Genomic DNA, 19468 nt, shown 5'->3' on the forward strand with positions numbered 1-19468 from the left:
GCGTCCACACCAAGGAACCGGCGCATGAATTTCCAACCCGTATACGTGGTCGACGGCGCGCGCAGCCCCTTCCTTAAAGCGCGCAATGCTCCCGGCCCATTCGCGGCGGCCGACCTGGCCGTGCAGGCCGGCCGCGCGCTGCTGCCGCGCCAGCCCTTCACGCCGGACGTGCTGGACGAAGTGGTGGTGGGTTGCGCGGCGCCCTCGCCCGACGAGGTCAACATCGGCCGCGTGATCGCGCTGCGGCTGGGCTGCGGCGATCGCGTGCCGGGCTGGACGGTGATGCGCAACTGCGCATCGGGCATGCAGGCGCTGGACAGCGCCATCTCGTCCATCCAGCTGGGCCGGCACGACCTGGTGCTGGCGGGCGGCGTGGATGCGCTGTCGCGCGCGCCCGTGCTGCTGTCCGACGACATGGTGCGGTGGCTGGGGCGCTGGTCATCGGGCCGCGGCGCGATGGACAGGCTGGCGGCCCTGGGCAGTTTTCCGCTGCGCAAGCTGGCGCCGGTCATCGGACTGCTGAAGGGCCTGACCGATCCGGTGGTGGGCCTGTCGATGGGGCAGACCGCCGAGAACCTGGCCACGCGCTTCGGCATCGATCGCGCCGCCATGGATGCGTATGCCGCGCGCAGCCACCAGCGCACGCTGGACGCCCGCGCCGCGGGCCGGCTGGCCGCCGAGATCGCGCCGCTGGTGGACCCGCGCGGCGGCAAGCTGTACGAGCACGACGACGGCGTGCGGGAGGACTCCACCACGGAACGCCTGGGCAAGCTGCGGCCGGTGTTCGACAAGCCGTGGGGCAACGTCACGGCCGGCAACAGTTCGCAGGTGACCGACGGCGCGGCCATGCTGCTGCTAGCCTCGCAGGCCGCGGTGGAGCGCTGGCGGCTGCAACCGCTGGGCCGCATCGTCGACAGCCAATGGGCAGGCCTCGATCCCGCGCAGATGGGCCTGGGGCCGGTGCATGCGGCCACGCCCATCCTGCAGCGTCATGGGCTGCGCCTGAACGACCTGGACCTGTGGGAAATCAACGAGGCCTTCGCCGCGCAGGTGCTGGCCTGCCTGGCCGCATGGCAGGACGACGCCTACTGCCGTGAACACCTGGGCAGCGCCGCGTGGGGCCGCCTGGACCAGGACCGTCTCAATGTGGACGGCGGCGCCATCGCGCTGGGCCACCCCGTGGGCGCATCGGGCGCGCGCATCGTCCTGCATCTGCTGCAAGCGCTGCGCGCGCGCGGCCTGCGGCGCGGCATGGCGGCCATCTGCATCGGCGGCGGCCAGGGCGGCGCCATGCTGGTGGAGACCGTGGACGCAGAGCCCGCGCACGCGCACGCCAAGGAGGCTGCATGAACACCGACCTGCCGCGCGACGACGCCGGCGCCGCACAAGGAACCGCGGCGGCCGCGCCGCATGGCGTCGACGCCCGCGCACGTGACACGGCGCCACCGCACGGCGGCACGACCACGAACTGGCGGCTGCGCCACGACCAGGACGGCGTGGCGTGGCTGACGCTGGACTGCGCCGGCGGCGCCGTCAACACCTTGTCGGCGCCGGTGCTGGCCGAGCTGGCGTCCATGCTCGACGCGCTGGATGCGAGGCCGCCGCGCGGCCTGGTGATCCGCTCGGCGAAGCCGGCCGGCTTCGCGGCCGGCGCCGACATCGACGAATTCGCCGCGCTGAATGGCGCGCAGGAGGCGCGTGCCCTGATCGCGCGCGGCTGGGACCTGTTCGCGCGGCTGGCGGCGGTGCGATACCCCACGCTGGCGCTGATCCATGGCCACTGCCTGGGCGGCGGCCTGGAGTTGGCGCTGGCATGCCGCTATCGGCTGGTGGCCGACGAACCCGATACCGCGCTGTCCTTGCCCGAAGTGATGCTCGGCATTTTCCCGGGATGGGGCGGCATGTCGCGGCTGCCGGCGCTGGTGGGCGCGCCCGCCGCGCTGGACATGATGCTGACCGGCCGGCGCGTCGACGCCCGGCGCGCCGCCGCGCTCGGGCTGGCCGATGCGCGCGTGCCGACGCGGCTGCTGGACGCGGCCGCGCGCCACACCGTGCTGTCCGGCAAGCCGCGACGTCGCGCCCGGGGCCTGCCCGCGCTGCTGAATCGTTCGCCGCTGAAAGCGCTGGCGGCCCGCCAGGCGCGCAAGCGCATCGCCGACAAGGATCCGCAGGGCCACTACCCCGCACCCGCCGCCATCGTCGATCTGTGGGAACACCACGACGGCAACGCGCTGCGGGCGCCGGCCCTGCTCGAGACCATCCTGGCCTCGGACACGGCGCGCAACCTGGTGCGCGTGTTCCGCCTGCAGGAGCGGCTGAAGGCCCATGGCAAGCAGGAGGGCGCCGCGCCGGTGACGCACGTGCACGTCGTGGGCGCGGGCACCATGGGCGGCGACATCGCGGCCTGGTGCGCGCTGCGCGGCCTGAAGGTGACGCTGCAGGACCAGGACATGGCGCGCATCGCGCCCGCGCTGGGGCGGGCGGGCAAGTTCTACGCGGACAAGCTGAAGGACCGCCGCGCGGCGCGCGCGGCCTTCGACCGCCTGGTGCCCGATCCGCGCGGCGACGGCGTCGCCCACGCGGACCTGGTCATCGAAGCCATCGTCGAACAGCTCGACGCCAAGCGCACGTTGTATCGCCAGATCGAACCCCGCCTGAAGCCGGGCGCGCTGCTGGCCACCAACACCTCCAGCCTGTCGCTGCGGGACCTGGGCGCGGAACTGGCGCAGCCGGAGCGCCTGGTGGGCATTCATTTCTTCAATCCGGTGGCCCGCATGCCGCTGGTGGAAGTGGTGCGCGGCCCGGCTGACGACGGCGGCGCGCAGGCGCGCGCCTGCGCCTTTGTCGGCGCCATCGGCAAGCTGCCGCTGCCGGTTCGCGATGCGCCCGGCTTCCTGGTCAATGCCGTGCTCGCGCCCTATCTGCTCGAAGCCATGCGCTGCGTGGATGAAGGCCTGGCTCCCGAAACCATCGATGCGGCCATGACGGCGTTCGGCATGCCCATGGGGCCGATCGAGCTGGCCGACACGGTGGGCCTGGACATCGCGCTGGCCGCCGGTCGCGAGCTCGCCGGAGGCGCCGAGCCGCCGCGCTGCCTGATGCAAAGGGTCGAGCGCGGCGAGCTGGGCCGCAAAAGCGGGCGCGGCTTCTATGCATGGCGCGACGGCAAGGCGGACAAGGGCAAGGCCGGCGACGCGCCGCCGGGCCTGGCGCAGCGCCTGACCGACCCCTTGGTGGCGCGCGCGCGGCAGCAGCTGGCCGCGGGCGTGGTAAGTGACGCGGACCTGGCCGATGCGGGCGTGATCTTCGGCACGGGCTATGCGCCCTACACGGGCGGGCCGCTGCATGGCGAGCGGGCGCGCGGTGCGCGCACGACGGAATAGACCCGCGGGGCAACCCCATGCCCCGCCGCAGTACCGAAGCAGTACGCAGGCACAACGAGATCGGGCAACAGGCGGTGGTTTTCTCATGGCAGCCCGACGATAAAACCTACATCCATCGGAGACGACACATGCGCAAACATCTCGTGGCCATCAACGCCCTATCCGCCCTGCTCGCGGGCGCCTACGGCAACGGCGCCCACGCAGCGGGCTTCCAGCTGCTAGAGCAGAATGCCAGCGGCCTGGGCAACGCCTATGCCGGCTCGGCGGCCAACCCCGAGAACGCGAGCACCATCTACTTCAACCCCGCCGGCATGACCTACCTGCCCGGCGGCAACGTGTCGGCGGGGGCCAGCGCCGTCAAGCCGTCCTTCAAGTTCCGCGACAACGGCAACAGCCGCAATCCGGGCGTGCTGGGCGGCGGCGTGCCGACCGGCGGCAATGGCGGCGACGCCGGCAACCTGGGCGTGGTGCCCAATGCCTATCTGTCCTGGCAACTGGCCGAGAAGTGGTGGGTGGGCGTGGGCATGGGCGCGCCGTTCGGCCTGATGACCGAGTACGACAGCGGCTGGGTGGGCCAGTACCATTCGAACAAGTTCGAGATCACCACGGTCAACATCAACCCGTCCGTGGCCTACAAGGTCTCTGACCAGCTGTCGCTGGGCGTGGGGGTGAACTGGCAGCGCATCGACGCCGAGTACGCCAAGAAGACCGTGGTGCCGCTGGCGCCGGGCCGGTTCAGCAACGGCGACGCGCGGCTGAAGATGCACGGCGATGCGTGGGGCTGGAATGCCGGCATCATGCTGCAGCCCACCGAGGCCACGCGCATCGGCGTGTCGTACCGCTCGACGATGAAGCAGACCGCCAAGGGCAACACCGACATCAACGACATCGCCCTGCCCGGCGGCGCCACGACCGCCGCGTCGTACGCGGCCGAGGCGTCGGTGACGCTGCCGGACAGCCTGATCTTCAGCGTCTCGCACCAGTTGAATCCGCAATGGGAACTGCTGGGCGACATCTCATGGACGGGATGGAGCAGCCTGAAGTCGCTGGACATCGAGAACCGCGGCGGTCCCACCGACTCGCTGCCGCTGGACTTCCGCGACACCTGGCGCGTGGCGCTGGGCGCCAACTACCAGTTCGCGGCCCAGTGGAAGTGGAAGTTCGGCGTGGCGTTCGACCAGTCGCCGGTGCATCGCGCGTCCGACCGCCCGACCTCGCTGCCCGATACCGACCGCTGGTGGTTCTCGACGGGCGTGCAATACCAGGCCACCAAGAACATCACCGTCGACCTGGGTTACACCTATCTGTACCTGCGCGACACGGACATCGACACCACGTCCGGCAACGCGCTGACCAAGGGGCGGGTGGCAGGCAGCTACGACAGCAAGGGCAACATACTCGGGCTGCAGGTCTCCGCGCGGTTCTAGCCGGCCCGGCGGCGTTCGTGCGCGCTGCGGGTCCAGGGGCGGTCCTACCGGGCCGCCCCCACCAACGAGGAGGTTGTTTTGGACAAGATCATCGTCAAGCATGCCGCCGTGCTGGGCGCGGGCGTGATGGGCGCGCAGATCGCCGCGCACCTGGCCAACGCGGGCGTGCGCGTCACCCTGTACGACCTGACCGCCAAGGAGGGCGACCGCAACGGCGTCGCCCGCAAGGCGCTGGAAGGCCTGAAGAAGCTCGAGCCCCCGCCGCTGGCCGGCGCCGCCAGGCTGGCGCTGATCACGCCGGCCAACTACGACGACGACCTGCCGCGGCTGGCAGGATGCGACCTGGTCGTCGAGGCCATCGCCGAACGCCTGGACTGGAAGACCGAGCTGTATGCGCGCATCGCGCCGCATGTGGATCCGCGCGCCGTGATCGCCTCGAACACGTCGGGCCTGTCCATCCAGGCGCTGGCCGATGCGCTGCCCGAGGCGCTGCGGCCGCGCTTCTGCGGCGTGCACTTCTTCAACCCGCCGCGCTACATGCGTCTGGTCGAACTGATCGCGACGTCCTACACCGAGCCGCAAGTGCTCGACCAGCTCGAGACCTGGCTGACCTCGCGCCTGGGCAAGGGCGTGATCCGGGCGCTGGACACGCCCAACTTCGTGGCCAACCGCATCGGCGTGTTCTCCATCCTGGCGGCCATGCACCACACGCAGCGCCTGGGGCTGGGCTTCGATGAGGTGGATGCGCTGACCGGTCCGCTCATCGGCCGTCCCAAGAGCGCCACCTATCGCACCGCGGACGTGGTCGGCCTGGACACGCTGGCGCACGTCATCGGCACCATGCGCGAACACCTGCAGGCCGACCCGTGGCACCGCCATTTCCAGGCGCCGCAGTGGCTGCAGGGCCTGATCGACGCAGGGGCGCTGGGACAGAAGCGCGGCGCGGGCTTCTACAAGAAGGTCGGCAAGGAGATACAGGTACTGGACGCGGCCAAGCGTGAATACCATGCCTCGGGCGCCAAGGTGGCCGACGAGGTCGCGGCCATCCTGCGCGAGCGCGATCCGGCCAGGCGGCTCGCCGCCCTGCGCAAATCGCAGCACCCTCAGGCCCAGTTCCTGTGGAGCATCTTCCGCGACCTGTTCCACTACAGCGCGTACCACCTGGCCGAGGTAGCCGACAACGCGCGCGACCTCGACCTGGCCATGCGCTGGGGCTTCGGCTGGACCCACGGTCCCTTCGAGACCTGGCAGGCCGCGGGCTGGCAGGAGATCGCCCAGGCCGTGGCCGACGAGGTGCAGCAGGGCCGCGCCATGGCCGATGCGCCGCTGCCCGCGTGGGTGCTCGAACCGCAGCGCCAGGGGGTGCATGGCCCGCAGGGCTCGTACAGCGCGCGCGACGGCGCGTGGCGGCCGCGCTCTCAGCTCGCGGTGTATCGTCGCCAGCTGTTTCCCGAGACCGTGGCGGGCGAGACCGCGCCCGAGCGCGGCACGACGCTGTGGCAGAACCCGGGCGTCCGGCTGTGGCTGCTGCCCGAGGTGGACGCCGGCGTGGCCATCCTGTCGGTGACCACCAAGAACCACGTGCTGGGCAGCGAGGTGCTGGACGGCATCCGCGAGGCCGTGGCGCGCGCCGAGGCCGGCTTCGACGCCCTGGTGCTATGGCACGACGCGCCCTTCGCGCTGGGCGCGAACCTGGAGCAGGTCTATCAGGCCTGCGGGGCCGGCCAGTTCGACATGCTGGAAGCCACCGTGGAGACCTTCCAGAACACCTCGCTGGCGCTGCGTTATGCGCAAGTGCCCGTCGTGGCGGCCGTGCAAGGCATGGCCCTGGGCGGCGGCTGCGAGTTCATGATGCATGCCGCGCGCCGCGTGATGGCGCTGGAAAGCTACGTGGGCCTGGTCGAGGCCGGCGTGGGCGTGATACCCGCCGGCGGAGGCAGCAAGGCCCTGGCCGCGCGCGCCGCCGCACTGGCCTCGGCCACGGCCACGCCGAACGAAGTGTTCCCCTATCTGCAGCCGGTGTTCCAGAACATCGCCACGGCCCAGGTGGCCAAGAGCGCGCTGCAGGCCGTCGAGATGGGCTATGCCGACGCGGCGGATCCCATCGTGTTCCACCCTGGCGAACTGCTGTGGGTGGCGCTGCGCGAGGCGCGGGCGCTGGCCGATACCGGCTGGACGCCGCCCCTGCCGGTACGCGGCATCCCGGTGGCGGGCCGCACGGGCATCGCCAACTTCGAGATGGTGCTGGCCAACATGCGCGAGGGGGGCATGATCAGCGACCACGACTATCGCGTGGCCCGCAGCGCCGCCGTGGCGCTGTGCGGCGGCGAGGTCGACGCGGGCACGCGGGTGGACGAGGCATGGCTGTTGGCCGTGGAGCGCCGCGAATTCGTGGCGCTGCTGCGCACGCCGGAGACCCAGGCCCGCATCCGCCACACGCTGGACACCGGCAAGCCCCTGCGCAATTGACGCGAACAAGGAACTCACCATGAGCAAGAGCATGCAGGAAGCCTACATCGTGGCCGCGACGCGCCTGCCGGTAGGCAAGCGCAACGGCCTTTACGTGCACACCCGCCCCGACGACATGCTGGCCGCCGCGCTGCGCGGCGCGCTGGCGCAGGTGCCGGCGCTGGACCCGGCGCGCATCGACGACGTGATCGCGGGCTGCGCCATACCCGAAGCGGAGCAAGGCATGAACGTGGCGCGCATCGCGCTGCTGCTGGCCGGCCTGCCCGATCGCGTGGCGGGCGTCACCGTCAACCGCTTCTGCGCCTCGGGCCTGCAGGCGGTGGCCGACGCGGCCGCGCGCATCCGGCTGGGCGAGGCGGACATCATGATCGGCGCCGGCACCGAGTCCATGAGCGCCATGCCGCAGATCATGGGCAACAAGGTGGCGCTCAACCCCGCCATCTTCGAGCACGACGAGAACGTCGGCATGGCTTTTGGCATGGGCCTGACGGGCGAGAAGGTGGCCGAGCGCTGGAAGGTCTCGCGCGAGGACCAGGACGCCTTCGCGCTGGCGTCGCATCGCAAGGCCGTGGCGGCGATCGAGGCCGGCCACTTCCGCAACGAGACCACGCCCTACACCGTGGTGTCGTATCTGCCGGACGACGAGTCGGGCGAGCCCCGCCGCGTCGAACGCACGGCCGACCGCGACGAGGGCCCGCGCGCCGACACCACGGCCGAGGCGCTGGCGCGCCTGAGGCCCGTGTTCGCCGCGCGCGGCAGCGTCACCGCGGGCAACAGTTCCCAGATGTCCGATGGCGCCGGCGCGGTGGTGCTGGTCTCCGAGCGCATTCTGCGCGAGTTCGACCTGAAGCCGCTGGCGCGCTTCGCCGGCTTCGCGGTGGCCGGCGTGCCGCCGGAGATCATGGGCATCGGCCCGGCCGTGGCCATCCCCAAGGTGCTGGCCAGCACCGGCGTGCGCCTGCAGGACCTGGACTGGATCGAGCTGAACGAGGCCTTCGCCGCGCAGTCCCTGGCGGTCATCCGCGACACGGGGCTCGATCCGGAGAAGGTCAATCCGCTGGGCGGCGCCATCGCGCTGGGCCATCCCCTGGGCGCCACCGGCGCCATCCGCACGGCCACGGTGGTGCATGGCCTGCGCCGCACGGGCGGCAAGTACGGGATGGTGACCATGTGCGTCGGCACCGGCATGGGCGCCGCGGGGATATTCGAGGCGCTGTAGTTGCCGGGCCTGTCATTGCCGGCAATGTCGTCGCCGGCCCTGTCGTTCGACGCCCTGCCGTTCGGAGCGCTGCAGGCCGCGGCGGGCCGCGGCTTTCAGCGCCCCGGCAACCCCTGCCGGACCCGGTCCGCGGTGAACGGCGGCTCGCGCCAGCGCCGTCCCGTGGCATCGAACAGCGCATTGGCCAGCGCGGCCGGTCCGCACACCGAGGCCGACTCGCCCGCCCCCATGGGCGGCTCGTCCTGCCGCGGCATCAGCAGCACGTCGATGTCCGGCAGTTCGGCAAAACCCAGGATGGGATAGGCGCCCCACTCGAGGCTGGCGACGCCGTGCGCGCCGAAGGACACCCGTTCCTTCAGCGTGCGGCTCAGGGCCTGGATGACGTTGCCGTGTATCTGGTGCCGCACGCCGTCGGGATTGACCATCATGCCTGTGTCCTGCCCCACCACCACGCGGTCGACGCGAACGCGGCCGCTGCGCGGGTCCACGCTCAGGTCGACCACCCACGCGGCCCAGGCCGCGCCGAACCCGGGATATCGGCTGTGCACGTAGCGTGCGTAGGCCACGCCTCGGCCGCGCAGGCGCCCGTCGGCATCAGGCACGCCGCGCGTGCCGCGCGCGCCCGCCTGCCAGTCGGCGCGCCGCGCCACCGCGCGCAGCAGTTCCGCGGCGCGCGCGTCGTCCAGGTGATGCAGGCGGAACTCGACCGGATCGCGGCCCGCCCGTTCGGCCAGCTCGTCGATGAAGCATTCATGCGCGAACGAGTTCGGCAGCGCCGACACGCCGCGCAGCCAGGCGGCGCGCACGATGGCCGGCATGTCGTGGCACACGATGCGCTGGTTCGGGTAGCGGTAAGGCGGCACGGCCGTGCGGTCGCCCATCTCGAGCACGCGCGGTTCGGCCGCCACCTTGCCGGTCAGCAGCAGGGCCAGCAGCGGCGCGTCGTTGGAGGGATAGCGTGTGGCGAAGTCGTACGCCGCCAGGTTGCCGTCGGCATCCAGCGCGCCGCGCACTTCCATCAACTGCGCCGCGCCCTTGGGCTCCCAGGCATGCTCTTGCTCGCGGCTCAGCTGCACGCGCACCGGCGCGCCGACCTCGCGCGACAGCAGCGCGGCATCGGCGCTCACGTCGTCGGCGCAATTGCGGCCATAGCAGCCCGAGGCCTCCATGCGCACGATCTCGATGCGGTCTTCGCCCAGGCCGGTCAGGCGGTCCAGGTCGATGCGCAGCATGTGGGGATTCTGCGTGCCCGACCATACCGTCAGGCCGCCGCCGTCCGGCCGGTAGTCCGCGACGGCGCACGACGGGCCGATGGAGGCATGCATCTGGTATGGCCAGACATACTGGCAGGCGAGGCTTTTGCCCTGCGCCAGGGCCGCATCGACGTCGCCCTCGTTCTTCAGGGGTCGCAATGTAGAGGGTTGCGTCTTCAATGCGGCGGCCAGGTCGTCCAGGGCGGGCGCCGGCGGAACCGGATGCCAGCGCACACGCAGCTGTCGCGCGGCGCGCACCGCCTGTTCTTCGCGCATGGCCACCACGCCCACGAAGTCGCCCAGCACCACCACCTTCACCACGCCGGGCAGGCGGGACGCCGAATCGACGTCGGCCTCGATGAGGCTGTGGCCCACGAAAGCGCCCGTATCGCGGCCCGCATACGGAGGCCTTACCACCCTGCCGTGCAGCATGCCGGGCACGCGCACATCGTGCACGTAGACGGCCTCGCCCACCGCCTTGCCGGGAATGTCGACACGCGCCACGCCCTTGCCGACGATGCGGTACTGATCCGCCGGCTTCAGCGCCACCTCGTCGGCCAGGCGCAGCATCGCGCCGCCCTCCTGCAGCAACGCCCAATAGTCGACCCGCCCGCCGTCCGGGGCGTCGACGACGCCATCGCGCACCGTCAATGCGGCGACGTCCGCGCCCAGGCGCAACGCGGCGCGCGCCAGCAGGTAAGCCCGTGCCTGCGCCGCCGCCTTGCGCAAGGGCACGGCGGAGATCTGGATGGTGGCGCTGGCGATGGTCGGCCCCTGATTGGGCGCGGCCTCGGTATGGCCCAGCACCATCTCGACGCGCGACGGATCGACATCGAGTTCTTCGGCCACGATCTGCGCCAGCGACGTGCGGATGCCGGTGCCCAGGTCGACGTGGCCGTTGAAGGCCAGCACGCGGCTGTCGGGCAGCACGGCCACGAAGATGTCGGGCGTGGCGCGCACGTAGTCGGACGCCGCACCGGGCTGGCCCGGCGCGGGACGCACGCCGGGCGCGGGATCGCGCACGACCAGCAGCGCCCCCTTGGCGACCAGCAGGCCGCGGTGCAGCGCCTTAGGCGTGGGCGTAGTGGGCGGACGCGTCGTCGATCGCACCTGTCGCCTCCAGCGCGGCATCGCGCGCCATCACGGCGGCATACTTCTGCTGCATGTCGAACAGATTGGCCTCGTGCGGCCCGATGGCGCGGTCGCCCACGCAGTCGGCCAGCACCACGGGCCGCAAGCCCGCGGACATGGCGTCGACGACGCTGGCCCGCACGCAGCCGCTGGTGGTGCAGCCCGCCACCAGCAGAGTCTGCACGCCGCGCTGCGCCAGCCAGGCCGCCAGCATGGTGCCGTAGAAGGCGGACGGCACGCTCTTGCGCACCACGTACTCGCCCGCGGCCGGCGCCAGTTCGGGCACGATGGCGCTGGCGGGCGAGGCCTCTTTCAGCGTCAGCATGCCGGGCACCTTGATGCTGAAGATATTGCCGTCGGCGTCGTCGTCGGCATACACGATGCGGCTGTGCGCCACGGCCCAGCCCCGCTCTCGCGCCGCCGCCAGCAGCGGCACCGTGCGGGCGATGGCCTGCGGAATGTTGCCGCCGCCGAACTGCGCGGGATCGGCGAAACCGTTGACGAAGTCGACGATCAGCAAGCCGAACGGCGCGCGCAGCGGCAGGTCGGTGCCGAATCCCTGGCGTTGATAAGTGGCGAGTTCTTCCTGCCTGGCCATGTGGGTTTCCGTTGGAGGGTTTGTCGTCTATGAATCGAGGCCGGCGCGCGCGTTGCTGTGCGCGGCCGCCTTACTTCTGGTCGAGCACCTTGCCCGCGCGCACGACCTCGGCGCCGTCCAGCTTCACCGTGCATCCGCGCAGAGGAATGTCGATGTGGCATGCCGTGGCGCGATTGCCGCCCGCTTCGTTGTTGGGCCCCAGCGAAAACAGGAAGTTGCCCTCGTAGGCCCGCGCGTCCATGCCGATGGTGGCTTCCCGATCGTACAGCCCCAGCACGCCGCGATGCGCGCGCGGCTGCAGGCCCCAGCCGATGTGCGAGATCGCATAGGCCTCGGGATCGTCGAAGGTGGCCATGTACTCGCGCAGCAGTTCGGCGTCCACGCCGCCCTCGATCTTCGTGGCGTAGCCGTTCTCGACCGTGAGTACGATGGGATCGGCGGCATAGGACTTCTGCGGCAGCAGGATGTCGCCCCGGTCGATGACGATGCGGCCCTGCGCCGCGCCCTCGTTCGGCCAGGTCAGCACGAAGCCGCTGGGCCAATGGTCCCAGCGACCCGGCTCGTCCACGAAGCCGTACTCGCTGATGGCGGGAAACTCGCCCAAGGGGCAGCGCAGCTCGGTACCCGCGGGCGAGGTGACCGTCATCTCGCGCGCCGCCTCGATGCACGCGGCCGCGGCCTTCACGCGCGCCCGGTCGGCCTCGGTGGGAACCAGCCGCGCCAGCACCTCGGGCGGCTCCACCGCCAGCAGTATTTTCGTGCCGCCCGCCAGGATCTCGTGCTGCTCGGGCGAGAACAGCAGGGTCATCAGGTCCAGCACCAGGTCGCTGGCCTTCAACGCCGCGATGGCGGCCTTGTTGCCCGTGAGCGGCGTGGTGCCCAGGTAGGCCAGCGAGTCGCGGCTGAGGGCCTTCTCGCCATTGACTGGCGGCAGGTCCAGCCGGTTGACCACCGCGCCCATGGACTGCGCCGCGATCAGCGCGGCGCCGAGCGTCTGCGGATGCGTGGCGGCGCTGGTCAGCACCGTGACGGTCTGGCCGGCCTGCAGCCGGGACAGCTTCAGGACCTGCTGCCAGGCCTGGATCAATTCGTAGTCGCTTACCGGCATCGCCCTTCTCCTATGGTTGGGATGCGGGTTGACGTATCAGGCCGCCGCGCGCAGCGGCGCGCCCAGGAAGTCGCCCAGCGCCGCGTAGAAGCCTTCCTCGTTGTCCCAGGGAATCATGTGGCCCGCGGCGGGCACGCGCACGTGCGCCGTGCCCGGGGCCAGCCGCTGGATTTCCTGCACGTCCGCGTCCTGCACCACGTCGCCTCGTTCGGCGGTGATCAGCAGGCACGGCGCCTGCACCTGCGGCAGGTCGGCATGGATGTCGTCGCTGTGGAAACCCTCGAAGCTGGCCAGGATCGCGCGCTCGTCGCAGGTGTGCAGCCATTCGGCCCGCAACTGGCGCTGCGCTTCGGTCCAGGTGGGGCAATAAGTCTTCATATCCTCGGCCGTCATGCCCGCGCGCGCCTGCGCCATCGAGTCGACGTACCAGGGCAGCTTGGCCGGATAGGGCCGGCGGCCCGGTCCGGACACCGGGGGATCGACCATGACCAGGCGCGCCAGCCCGGCCGGCCGCGACCGCGCGGCGCGCACGCCGATGCGCCCGCCCATGGAATGGCCCACCACGCTGTAGCGCGCCAGGCCCAGCGCCTGCGCGAACGCGACGAGGTCCGCCGCCTGCGCGTCCAGGCTGTAGTCCAGCTCGGCGCCGGCCTGCGACAGGCCTCGGCCGCGCACGTCCAGCACGTAGGTGTCGAACTGCTCGCCCAGGCGCTCGGCCACGAAGCCCCACGTGATGGCCGGGCTGGTGATGCCCGGCACGACGATGACCGGGTCGCGCCCGGCCTGCTCGCCACCGTAGCGGAGGTAATGCTGGCGTATGCCGTTGGCGTGCACGTTGCCGCCGTATCGATAGGTGCTCATGCTTGCTCCGTCATGCGGGACGTGCTGTTTCAGTATGCGCCCGACAGCAGCGCGCCGGCGCCCGGGACCACCGGTTCCAGGCCCAGCTGCTTGAGCATGGCGTAGGTGGTGGCCACCGCGGCCGTGACGACCGGCTTGCCGGTGGCCGCCTCGACCCGCGCGATCGCAGCCAGCGAGGGCATCTGCACGCAGGCCGACAGCACGATCGCGTCGGCATGCTTGAAGTCCATGCGGGACACGATGCCGGGCAGCAGCGCGGGGTCGTGCCGGCCGACCTCGAGGTTGTCGGGGATCTCGAGCGCGCGATAGTCGACGACCTCGTGGCCCTCGTTAGCGATGTAGCCCACCACCAGTTGGGTCAACGGCTTCATGTAGGGGGCGACCACCGCGATGCGCTTCGCGTTCAGCACCTTCAGCCCGTCGACCAGCGCGCCCGCGCTGGTGACCACCGGAGCCTCGCCGCCATTGGCGGCCGTGTGCCCCTGCAGCCGCTGCTGCGACACGCGATGGTAGCCATGTCCCATCGCCATGATGGCGACCAGGCACGCGTAGCCCAGCACGTCCACGCGCGCATCGGACAGCTCGATCGCGCAGCGGTCGGACTCGGCGTCCATGGCGGCCAGTTCTTCCTTGACCACCTTCTTCATGCGCATGCGGCTGGAATGGAACGTGAAGCGCTCGGGCCGGATCTGCTCGCGCGCGCGCAGCATGGCCGGGATCTCGGTCTCCATCGTCGTGTTGGAGCTCGGCACGATCTGGCCGATGCGGTAGGTCTTGAACATGGAAGGCTCCGTATGGGCAGGCTTTTTATGCCACCTGACAATTTAAATGTATACGCTCTATTCTTGCAACCTGTCAGCCGGGTGACAAGGGTTTCTCCCGCATACCGACAAAGGACTCATTTCCGGGAAAACCCTAAGCAAATACCGATGGTTATTCCGGATATAGCGTACGCGCAACATGGCTTGCCACCCCTTGGCACGACCGCGAACAAAACCCGATTTACTTCCAAAATTTGAGTGTGTACACTTGTTTTCATTGTCAGCCGGCCCACGCCGCCGGCCTTCCAGGAGAACATCGTGCAAGGCAAACCTAGGATCGCAGTGATCGGCGCCGGCTTGGGCGGCACCGCGGGCGCGGCGCTCATGGCGCGCGCCGGATTCAACGTCCGGCTCTACGAACAGGCGCCGGCCTTCTCGCGTCTGGGTGCGGGCATCCACTTGGGCCCGAACGTGATGAAGATCATGCGCGCCATCGGCATCGAAGACGAGCTGAATCGCCAGGGCTCGCATCCCGACTTCTGGTACAGCCGCCACTGGCAGACCGGCGAGGAACTCGCGCGCATTCCGCTGGGCGACTACGCGGTGTCTCACTACGGCGCCAGCTATCTCACCGTGCACCGCGGCGACTTCCACGCGCTGATGACGGCCGCCCTGCCCGCGGGCGTGCTGCAGTTCGGCAAGCGCCTCACCAAGATCGACGACCAGGGCGACTGCGTCAGGCTCGAGTTCGCGGACGGCACCATCGAAGAGGCCGACATCGTCATCGGCGCGGACGGCGTGAACTCGCGCGTGCGCGAACATCTGCTGGGGCCCGAGCCGCCCAAGTACACGGGCTACGTGGGGCATCGCGCGGTATTTCCCACCCCCATCGACAGCGGCACCCTGCCGTTCGACATGTGCGTGAAGTGGTGGTCCGACGACCGCCACATGATGGTGTATTTCGTCACCAGCAGGCGCGACGAGATCTATTACGTTACGGGCGTACCCGAAGCCGAGTGGGACATGAGCAAAAGCTGGGTGCCGAGCAGCGTGCAGGCCATGCGCGACGCGTTCGAGGGCTGGCATCCCACGGTTCAGGCGCTCATCGAGCACACGCCCGAGGTCACCAAGTGGCCGCTGCTCGAACGCGACCCGCTGCCGCTGTGGAGCCGCGGCCGCATCGTGCTGCTGGGCGACGCCTGCCATCCCATGAAGCCGCACATGGCCCAAGGCGCCGCCATGGCCATCGAAGATGCGGCCATGCTCACCCGCATCTTCCAGCAGGCGGGCCTGTCCGACCACGAGACCGCCTTCCGGCTGTACGAAGCCAACCGCACCGAGCGCGCGGGACGCGTACAGAAGGTCTCGCACGACAACACCTGGCTGCGCACCAACGAGAACCCCGACTGGTGCTTCGGCTACGACGTGTTCGCCGTGCCGCTGGTCGAGAGCGCGCCGCGCCAGGACGCGGCCTAGCCGCGAGCCTTGCGCGCCGGGCCACAGGGAAAGTCCCCGTGGTCCGGCCGGCAGGCGCCGGATACAGTCCCTGCTTGGATCGCCGCCCATCCCGATGAACGCAACACCGCGCACGTATACGCTCCGCGTCAACCAGGCCACGCATACTGTCGAGACCGCGCCCGACACGCCATTGCTGTATGTGCTGCGCAACGATCTCGCGCTGAACGGCCCCAAGTTCGGCTGCGGCCTGGGCGAATGCGGCGCGTGCACGGTGCTGGTCGACGGCATGGCGGCGCGCTCTTGCGTGCTGCCCGTGCGCGGCGCCGAACATCACGACATCACAACACTCGAGGGCCTGGGTACGCGCGACGCGCCCGGCCCCGTACAGCAGGCCTTCATCGAGCACCAGGCCGCGCAGTGCGGTTATTGCATGAACGGCATGATCATGAGCGCGCAGGCCCTGCTGCTGCGCAATCCGCATCCCACCGAAGCCGAGATCCGCCAGGCGCTGCAGTACAACCTGTGCCGCTGCGGCACGCACATGGAGATCCTGGCGGCGGTGCGCGCGGCCGCCGCGCGGGGATTGGCATGAGCATGCCGGGCCGCCGCGACCTCGGCGCGAAAGATGAAGCCGGCGGCGCCGAGCGCTCGTCGGCGCTGGCCGCGGGCTCGTCGGATCTGGCGCCGCCCGGCGGGGCGCGGCTGTTGCATGGCATGGTCCTGCGTCCCGCGCAGCCTCGCTGGAATGGCCGGCACTACACCGGGCCGCGCCTGCGCGGCGCAGACCGCTCGGGGCTGCAAGGCATGGCCGGTCTGGCGGCCGTGGTGGTCGAAGGCGATTTCGTGGGCGTGGTGGCCGGCACGCTCGAGCTGGCACGCCAGGCGGCCGCGCGCCTGGTGCTGGACTGGGATGACGCTGCCGGGTCCGAGGCGAGCACCACGGCATGGCAGCAGCAGGATGGGCCCGACCAGGGTCGACCCGGGCAGGACGGTCGCAAGCAGGACAGCTCCAGGCAAGACGACCCGCAGCAGCGCGACATCGCGCAGGGCGCGCCCTCTCTGGATGCCACCTATCGCTGGCCTGCGCATTCGACTGCATCGGCATCCGCAAGCGCTGCCTCGCCCGCGAACGGCGCCGCGTGGGCCATCGCAAGTTGGCGCACCGATGAACTCACCGTGTGGGCCGGGGCGCCCGCGGCCATGTTGCAAGCCGAGCTGGCGCAGCTTCTGCAGCTGCCGCCCGAACGTGTGCGCGTGCTGCCCACCGGACAGGCGCCGCATCCGGGCGCAGTGGACGCTGCCGCGGACGCGGCACTGCTATCCAGAGCCGTGGGCCGCGCGGTACGCGTATCGGCGCCGCCAGCCCGTCCGCACATCGCCTCGCACACGCTGCACGCCACGCTGGACGCGCACGGCGACATCGTCGCCCAGTGCTGGCAGGACGACGGCAGCGGCATCGCGCGGCCGTCCATGGCGCGCCTGCTGGTCGGGCAATCCGTAACGCCCGCGACGCGCGCGATGCATCTGCGGCCGCCCTATGCATACGCCGACGCCAGCGTAGTCATGGCGGCCTCGACACCACTGGACGCAGCGCCCGCCTCCTGGCCGGCCACGCAGGCGGCGCGCGTGTTCGCGCAAGAGTCCTTCATGGACGAAGCCGCCGCGCGCGCCGGCAGCGATCCCGTCGCCTATCGCCTGCGCCACCTGGACGACGCGCGCGGCGCGGCCCTGGTAGAGCGTGTGGCGCGGCAAGCGGGGTGGCAGGCGGGCGATGGCACGCCGTCGCAAGGCAAGACCGGCTCAATGAACGGCTCGACGACCGGTTCGATGATCGGCGAGACCCGCACAGGACGCGGCTTCGCCTACGCCTGCGTGCTGGACGATGCCGCGCAGCCGCCGCGCCGCGTGTGGTCGGCGTGGGTGGCCGACGTGGCGGTGGACCCGGACAGCGGCCAGGTCGCGCTGACCCGCGTCGTCGTGGGCCATGATGCCGACGAAGCCTCAACGGACGCGGGCAGCCCGGATGCCGCATTTGCGACTGGTCGGATACGCGATGCCGCGCGCCGCCTGCTGCCGACGCCTTCCGCATTCGACGACAGTCCGGCGGACGCGGCGCGCGAACCCGGGCCGGGCACACGAGACCTGGCGATCGACCTCCTGGCCGCGCCGCGCGAGCTGGCCCGCGCGGACGACAAGGTGCCTGCTCCCACCGACGTGGCGTGGTCCGACGCGGCCGCCCTGCCCGCGGCGGCGGCCGTGGCCAATGCCATCTTCCACGCCACCGGCGTGCGCCTGCGCGAACCGCCTTTCGATGGCGTCACCACGCGGCACGCCTTGGCGCAGGCCGCCGCGGGCAAGGGCGCGCGGGCGCGCCGGTCCGCCTACGCGTGGCTGGGCGGCATCGCCGCCGCCGCGGCCGGCCTGATCGTGTCGGCGCTGCCGTGGCGCGGCGTGATCGCGCCCGTGGCGCCGCCCGACCTCAGCCTGTACTCGGCCGCGGCACTGGAGCGCGGCCGGCTGGTGGCCGCGGCTGGGGACTGCGTGGTGTGCCACACGGCGCCGGGCGGCGCTCCGAATGCGGGCGGCCTGGCGCTGGATACGCCCTTCGGCGCCATCTACACCACCAACATCACGCCCGACGTGGAAACCGGCATCGGCAACTGGTCGTATGCCGCGTTCGAACGCGCCATGCGGCAAGGGGTGCACCGCGATGGCCGGCAACTGTATCCGGCCTTCCCGTACACCTCGTTCGCCAAGCTCACGGATGCAGACATGCAGGCGCTGTATGCCTACCTGATGTCGCAGCCGGCCGTGCGGCACACGCCGCCCGAAACGCGCCTGGCCTTCCCGTACAACCTGCGCCCGCTGATGGCCGGATGGAACCTGCTGTTCCATGACGACAAGGTCTATCGTCCCGACCCGACGCAATCGCTGGCCTGGAATCGCGGGGCCTACCTGGTGCAGGGAGCGGGCCATTGCGGCGCGTGCCACACGCCGCGCAATCCGTTGGGCGCGGAGCGCCGCGGCATTGCCTCGCTGCTGGCCGGCGGCGAGGCCGAAGGCTGGGAGGCGCCCGCGCTGAACGCGCTGTCGCGCGCGCCGATCGCATGGTCCGAAGACGACCTGTACGCCTATCTGCGCACCGGTTTCTCCGAGCGGCACGGCGTGGCCGCGGGGCCGATGGCGCCCGTGATCCATGGCCTGTCGGCCTTGCCCGACGAGGACGTGCGCGCCATGGCGATCTACCTGGCATCGCTGAACCCGGTCTCGCAGGATGGCACCGCGCAGGCCGCCGCGGTGCGGGCCTTGGAAGCCGACGCCGCACCCGACGCGCGGCTGTTTCCCGAGAATGGCGAGCGCATCTTCCAGGGCGCGTGCGCGGCCTGCCACGAGACGCGCGAGGCCGCACCCCTGTTCGGCGCGCGGCCCTCTTTGGCGCTGAACACCAGCCTGCACAGCGACCGGCCCGACAACCTGATCCAGGTGATCCTGCATGGCATCGCCGAGCCCGCGAGCGCTAGCCTGGGCTACATGCCCGCCTTCGGCGGCAGCCTGAACGATGCGCAGGTGGCGGAGCTGGTGGAATACATGCGGGCGCGCTTCGCCCCGCAGCGGCCGGGGTGGGATGACGTCGCGCGCCGCGTGGGCGAACTGCGCGGCGGCGCCGCCGAAGAACGGTCGGCCAGCCCGCCCGAAGCGGCCTTGCGCCAGCCGGCGGGCGTGAACTGATCCCTGCAACACAGGAACGGCGCATTGCCGGCGGCATGCGCGACGGCCCGCCCGCGAGCCATCATGACGAG

At 71.0% G+C, this 19468-nt stretch carries 13 protein-coding genes; 8 read left to right on the forward strand and 5 right to left on the reverse strand.

What is annotated here, in order from left to right; all coding sequences use genetic code 11:
* Positions 1-24: 24 nt before the first annotated feature.
* From CAL15_RS11450 to CAL15_RS11470, 5 genes are all read left to right on the forward strand, one after another.
* Positions 25-1350, forward strand: a complete 1326-nt coding sequence (locus CAL15_RS11450) for an acetyl-CoA C-acetyltransferase (RefSeq protein ID WP_086078701.1) — start codon at positions 25-27, stop codon at positions 1348-1350.
* The gene (locus tag CAL15_RS11455; protein ID WP_086078702.1) at positions 1347-3383 is read left to right on the forward strand and encodes a 3-hydroxyacyl-CoA dehydrogenase NAD-binding domain-containing protein; all 2037 of its coding nucleotides are present in this window, start codon (positions 1347-1349) and stop codon (positions 3381-3383) included. Before CAL15_RS11450 ends, CAL15_RS11455 begins: the two co-directional genes overlap by 4 nt.
* A gap of 128 nt (positions 3384-3511) precedes the next feature.
* A complete protein-coding gene (locus CAL15_RS11460) occupies positions 3512-4810 on the forward strand; it encodes an OmpP1/FadL family transporter (protein ID WP_086078703.1) in 1299 nt (432 codons plus the stop codon).
* A gap of 78 nt (positions 4811-4888) precedes the next feature.
* A complete protein-coding gene (locus tag CAL15_RS11465; protein WP_086078704.1) occupies positions 4889-7279 on the forward strand; it encodes a 3-hydroxyacyl-CoA dehydrogenase/enoyl-CoA hydratase family protein in 2391 nt (796 codons plus the stop codon).
* Between the two features lie 19 nt (positions 7280-7298).
* Positions 7299-8498: an acetyl-CoA C-acyltransferase gene (locus tag CAL15_RS11470; protein ID WP_086078705.1), complete on the forward strand. Its 1200-nt coding sequence runs from the start codon at positions 7299-7301 to the stop codon at positions 8496-8498.
* Positions 8499-8593: 95 nt separating this feature from the next.
* On the opposite strand, the gene CAL15_RS11475 is transcribed toward CAL15_RS11470, so the two are convergent.
* From CAL15_RS11475 to CAL15_RS11495, 5 genes are all read right to left on the reverse strand, one after another.
* Positions 8594-10882 carry a xanthine dehydrogenase family protein molybdopterin-binding subunit gene (locus CAL15_RS11475; protein WP_086078706.1) on the reverse strand — a complete coding sequence of 763 codons (2289 nt, stop codon included), beginning with the start codon at positions 10880-10882 and terminating at the stop codon, positions 8594-8596.
* Positions 10821-11480 carry an isochorismatase family protein gene (locus CAL15_RS11480; protein ID WP_086078707.1) on the reverse strand — a complete coding sequence of 220 codons (660 nt, stop codon included), beginning with the start codon at positions 11478-11480 and terminating at the stop codon, positions 10821-10823. Before CAL15_RS11480 ends, CAL15_RS11475 begins: the two co-directional genes overlap by 62 nt.
* A gap of 70 nt (positions 11481-11550) precedes the next feature.
* A complete protein-coding gene (locus CAL15_RS11485; protein WP_086078708.1) occupies positions 11551-12588 on the reverse strand; it encodes a 2,5-dihydroxypyridine 5,6-dioxygenase in 1038 nt (345 codons plus the stop codon).
* Between the two features lie 36 nt (positions 12589-12624).
* The gene (locus tag CAL15_RS11490) at positions 12625-13449 is read right to left on the reverse strand and encodes an alpha/beta fold hydrolase (RefSeq protein WP_086078709.1); all 825 of its coding nucleotides are present in this window, start codon (positions 13447-13449) and stop codon (positions 12625-12627) included.
* A gap of 29 nt (positions 13450-13478) precedes the next feature.
* Complete coding sequence (locus CAL15_RS11495) at positions 13479-14231, reverse strand: maleate cis-trans isomerase family protein (RefSeq protein ID WP_086078710.1); 753 nt, start codon at positions 14229-14231, stop codon at positions 13479-13481.
* A 297-nt stretch (positions 14232-14528) separates the two neighbouring features.
* Here CAL15_RS11495 and CAL15_RS11500 point away from each other — a divergent pair, with 297 nt between their 5' ends.
* The 3 genes from CAL15_RS11500 (at position 14529) to CAL15_RS11510 (ending at position 19397) form a co-directional block, all read left to right on the forward strand.
* Positions 14529-15686 (forward strand): FAD-dependent monooxygenase, encoded by a 1158-nt coding sequence (locus CAL15_RS11500; RefSeq protein ID WP_086078711.1) that lies wholly within the window; start codon positions 14529-14531, stop codon positions 15684-15686.
* A 94-nt stretch (positions 15687-15780) separates the two neighbouring features.
* The gene (locus CAL15_RS11505) at positions 15781-16260 is read left to right on the forward strand and encodes a (2Fe-2S)-binding protein (RefSeq protein WP_086078712.1); all 480 of its coding nucleotides are present in this window, start codon (positions 15781-15783) and stop codon (positions 16258-16260) included.
* Complete coding sequence (locus CAL15_RS11510) at positions 16257-19397, forward strand: molybdopterin-dependent oxidoreductase (protein ID WP_232468186.1); 3141 nt, start codon at positions 16257-16259, stop codon at positions 19395-19397. The genes CAL15_RS11505 and CAL15_RS11510 overlap by 4 nt, the downstream gene beginning before the upstream one ends.
* Positions 19398-19468 lie beyond the last annotated feature (71 nt).

Origin of the sequence: Bordetella genomosp. 13, assembly GCF_002119665.1 — a bacterium.
GTDB lineage: Bacteria > Pseudomonadota > Gammaproteobacteria > Burkholderiales > Burkholderiaceae_B > Bordetella.